5 protein-coding genes are annotated in these 4,872 nt (G+C 45.7%); all 5 read right to left on the minus strand.

The features are described 5' to 3' along the window. On the minus strand, positions 1–577 hold a 577-nt coding region (locus BM331_RS11260), incomplete at its 3' end, for a hypothetical protein (RefSeq protein WP_074929554.1). 65 nt (positions 578–642) lie between these two features. Then, the gene (locus BM331_RS11265) at positions 643–1,284 is read right to left on the minus strand and encodes a hypothetical protein (protein WP_256214907.1); all 642 of its coding nucleotides are present in this window, start codon (positions 1,282–1,284) and stop codon (positions 643–645) included. Positions 1,285–1,448: 164 nt separating this feature from the next. Continuing rightward, positions 1,449–2,714 (minus strand): methane monooxygenase/ammonia monooxygenase subunit B, encoded by a 1,266-nt coding sequence (locus BM331_RS11270; RefSeq protein WP_074929555.1) that lies wholly within the window; start codon positions 2,712–2,714, stop codon positions 1,449–1,451. A 1-nt stretch (position 2,715) separates the two neighbouring features. Beyond that, positions 2,716–3,546: a methane monooxygenase/ammonia monooxygenase subunit A gene (locus tag BM331_RS11275; protein WP_256214908.1), complete on the minus strand. Its 831-nt coding sequence runs from the start codon at positions 3,544–3,546 to the stop codon at positions 2,716–2,718. 172 nt (positions 3,547–3,718) lie between these two features. After that, positions 3,719–4,534 carry a methane monooxygenase/ammonia monooxygenase subunit C gene (locus tag BM331_RS11280; protein ID WP_074929556.1) on the minus strand — a complete coding sequence of 272 codons (816 nt, stop codon included), beginning with the start codon at positions 4,532–4,534 and terminating at the stop codon, positions 3,719–3,721. Positions 4,535–4,872: the final 338 nt, after the last annotated feature.

A 4,872-nucleotide genomic window follows, 5' to 3' on the forward strand; every position in this document is an offset into this window, starting at 1 on the left:
TTTTTTCTTTTTTACTTTTTGAGAAGAAGAAGTATCCGGCACCTATAATAACGATCAATAAAGGCCAGAGGAACATATTCAACTTGATTTTACCCCCCGTGCCTACAGCAAAAGGGAAACGTGATACATGTTCTGTTCCATTGTCGTTAACTGTGACCAGTCCTACAAAATTTCCTTCTTCAGGAAATGTATGTTCAAACGTTACTGATCCATTCGAGTACACTTTTGCAGGGATGTGCATTACGGTAATCTCTTCAAGATTTCCTTCTTCCCCCGGCTCTGCACCTGTATCACGAATAATACGTACTTCGGTCGTCAATGGTCTCAGTGCTTCATCAATGTAATCCAGTGCTACTACTGTACGGCCTGTATTGGGTATGTCTTCACAGAATTCCTGTTCTTGCGAGCTTTCAGGCTGATAGCCTGTAAAGTGCATGGTATAAGGCCCAATTGTGAGCTTGCACACGTCCTCTGCCATAGACAGCCCACCATGAGCATAAGCCTGCATCCAGCAGGCCATGCCCAGTAACATTCCAACCAGCCATTTAATGCCAGTTATTGTCCATCTTTTTGTCATCTATCTATCCTCCCTATCTTTTATATTTTGTTGCAAATCATGTCAGCATACGAAGATGCCTGAATTTAATCGTCTTCGGATTTAAACCAGCTTCTCAAGCGGCCGGATTGTATCAGCTTATACAGCAGCCAACTCAGGAACAGGAGTGCAATTGCCGGGCCTGCCCAGGTGCGTGCAAGCTTGCCATAGTCAATCATTTCAACTCGCAGCTGGTAATAATAATTTAGGGGAGGAACTCCTTCCGCCGTTACTATTACTGAATATAATCCTTTATCCAGCCTGCCTATTCCATTAATGACTCCATCTGGGTGATGAGCTGCATTGACCTGGATGATCGCATCTCCTTCCTTTTCTTCGCCTCTGAATACTTTCATACCCACTGGCATATCGCGCAAAGCCAGGTCTATCAGATCCACAACCAGATAGGTATCTCCAGCCATTGGAATCTCTGTGCAATAATGCCCGCCCCGATCGAATTGAGGCTGATAGGTGTTCAAATGCACCATGTTTTCACCTATCTGGCGCACGCAGGTATCTTCCTCCAGCGATACACGACCATGCCCCAAGGCTGTGTTCGTGTAGCACACGATGGCAAGAACACAAGTCATAAAAGCCAGTTGTACCGATCGCTTCAACATGACGATTCCTTGCTCCTGTCTTAATAAAAAACCACTTTTCTGCTTTTCCAACAGATGCTCTCTTCCCATTTTTATAATTCCTTTCAATTCAGTATTCAAGATACCGAATTTGACAGGCTGTCTGATGCTTCGTCAAAATCAGAGTCGTAATAAAAAACCGGTACACCTCTGTCTTGCGACAGGCGATGTACCGGGTTCTTATTAACTAATACGCAGTACCTCGGTACTGTCTATTAGAGCTTGGTAAAGACTGGAATCACCGGACCAGCAATACTGTTGATATGGCGATTACCTTCTGAATCCCAAGACATTAACAGTCCACCAAAACGGCTTTCCGGGTCACCCAGCAACGCCATCAGACGTTGGATTTCCCACAGAGCATCTTTGGCTTCCATTCTTAGTTGCTTGGTCTCGCCTGGTTGAATTGCACCCTCATCATCAAAATTCAAACCGACTGCGACCAGTTCACGAGGATACTGTGGATCCAGGTACTTGCGGCCGGTAGTATTGACGAAACGAATACCTGCTGTGGTAAATTCACCAAATGTGACTGGTGCATCACCGTTGTTGGTTACTTCCATCGATACACGCAGTGCACGTCCCGGTACGTCATAGTTAGCATCTGTAATTTTGATTGCTACCGGATTTGGTGCTACCGGCAATGGTGCAACTTTGGATTGACCAGCCTGGATAGGTACTGTGTATGGATGCTTGGTTTCTGTATAGCGGTATCCACCCCATACTATAGCCAAGGTCAGGATTGCAAGTGCCCAGGTGATTTTCTTGTCCATCGGATCCAGCAACAGATCATCACCATAAGCGAGCAATACCCGGCTGCGTGGCAGGAACATCGGACGTGCTACAAAAATACCAATCCAGAAAACAGCAATTGACATCCAGAGAACATGCCAGAAAATACCGTTTGACAGGTTGAATGTTTCTGAGTCAATGGTCTCGCCTGTTAACAACTTGAGCGGATTAGTGAAGTCATCCCAGCTTCCGGTAATGTTCATCCACGCACCCGGCCCTGCAATTGGACCTGCATCTTTAACGTTTAACATAGCATGCATGTGATGGCGTCCTGGAATACGTGCTCTCAGATTAACTTCGAACGCGTAGTCACGACCAATTTGCAGCGGACCCGAAATAAACCATGGGTGGCCATTAATCTTCGTACTTAAACGCACGTATACCGAGCTTGGGCTACCTACGTTAAAGAATGAAAAGTCCGGGCTTGCTGCTGCACGCGGCCAGTCTTCTGCCAAATGAAACTTACCGGTAATTTGGGCATTCTCATTGACTTTGGTTACTTCCGGACCCCATTTGATGTCATACCATTGTACTGTACGCATCCGAAGAAACGGCTCCTGAGATCGTTCTCCATGGGCTTCTACTGTTGAGACATCTAGTGTCACTGTCATGGTCAGTGCCGCCATTGCATACACAGCAACGCCACAAAGTCCCATCATTCCACGTTTATAAAGGTTCTTGATACCCATTTTATTTGATCCCCTCTGGAAACCCTTCTTCACCAAATGCTGTAACGTCATTGCGCTGTACGATGCGTCCTCTTTTACCTTTAACGTAGAAGAAGGCTGTGCAGTAAACTTTTCCAAGATACCACCAGACTGAAAACATCAGCATGGATACAAACGCAGCGAAGAACGCTGCAATAACCGTGGTGTGGCCACCAAAGGTACGTAATGAACCTTGTTCAATATGACGAACGTACTCAGGTGTACCCGTACGAACATACAGGTGACCCATGTAGTCAGCCATCGACAACAGTGTTCCTTCTACAACGATTGGCAGATGGGTCGGGCCAAAGATTGGCCAGTTACCTGGGTAAAACAGCAGACCAAAGAATCCACCTCCAACCAATGCGGTCACCAGCCAGTTACGCGTCAGATACATCGTGAAATCCAACATCAATGCACCTGGGAGCATGATACCCGGGGTTACAAAATTGAGTGGGTAGTGTGACCACCAGTAGAAGCCCCAGTAACGCGTCAGCCACTCACCTATCAGCAAACACACTACGCACAGAGTCGCACCGAATGGTTGACGGTAGTTGACCCACAGGTAATACATGATTGCTGAGCAATAGGTAATGCCCACAATAGGTGTTACTACAGGCCACCATTGACGATCTTTCCAGTCCATCCAGAAATCCCAGTCACCTGCCAGCAACATGAAATGCATATGGTAGGTGCCTACCAGCAAAACAACCAGAATCGGAAAATAAACTGCATCAATCAGGCGTGACATATGGACCGCTTCCGGCGGCATCTTGGCCGCTTTCAGGATCTCTTCTGTTCTAAATATACTCACCCTATCCTCCCCTCTTATAATTTAAAATTAACATCACGATTCCTCTTTTTCTTTAAGGTACCGCATTCCGATTACCGGCTGGCCAAACGCTAATTTCTTAACGCCAGCCAGCATTTCTTTTTCCATATACCCCTTGAAATGTAGTTTCCCAGATTTCAAGGGGTATTCCGGACTAAGCTACAACCCGGTTATTCAGAATTTCTTTGCTTTGATTATTCCAAACTACGTCAGTCAGGTTGGAATAACGGGTAATGATCTGGGCAGCAACTCCACCCTGGAATAATCCAGCCCAACCGAGCACTACAAAACCCCAATGCAGCGGTGCGCTGAACAGTTCTTCCATGAACCAGAAAGCATGACCCCATTCATTCAGACCAACGTTTGGCAGAATCATCAGAGGACCTGCAATTGCCATCACCAGTGGGAAAGAAGTTCCACGATGAAACAGCGGCAGACGGGTCATTGCATACAGGTAGGTTGCAACTCCGCAGACGATGTACATCGGGAATGATCCATAAAACACAACTACGTGACTTGGTGTAAAGCTGGTGTCACGAATAATCACTTGGTGCCAGGAGGCATCTTGCTCCGTAAAGAAGCTACCACCCCAGTAAACACCAAAAATGTACACACCCAGCCACATCATGTAGTAGAAGTAGCGTTTGATTTCCAGTTTCGGATCCAGGTTATTCAATTGCTCTTCTGTATCACGTGTTTTCCAGATCCAGCCCCAGGTTACCAGTGCAAACAGCGGCATAATGGCCATGTGTACACGCCACAGCCCCATCCATACACGGTCAAATTCTGGTTCCATTGAATCCATTCCGTGTGAATAGGCAAAGTAACGTTGATACCATACCCAGAATACCGCTACTATTAACATGGTTATTAAGCCAAATTTATAAAATTTGGAGTCATACCACAGTGACATGTCATAGCCTCTTGATGAGACCGATGAGGCACTGCTCGTTCCTAACGTAGTTGCCATCTCTTTATCCTCCTTTACACCACATTTTGTTAAAACCAGTGATGAAAATCAGAGCTTTTCATCACCGTCCATCGCAAATAACCACATTGAAATCGCGGTCTCCGCTTGATTTTTGACTCTGTATTTCTCGTTTTGTTCCGGGAAGGCTTCTATACCGACACCAGATACATCCGAAAGGCTAGTCACCTTGGCTCTTTTAGTCAAGCATTTTTTTATTCACATCGCCGCAAGGTTTGTTTAGTTAACACAAAATCAATTGATTACAATAATCCTCACAGCAAAAACCACTCCACAAAAACCAGATCATCCCTCAAAATAAAATAAACCATGAAATGATT

The sequence above is a fragment of the Nitrosomonas eutropha genome, from assembly GCF_900116685.1.
Taxonomy (GTDB): domain Bacteria; phylum Pseudomonadota; class Gammaproteobacteria; order Burkholderiales; family Nitrosomonadaceae; genus Nitrosomonas; species Nitrosomonas eutropha_A.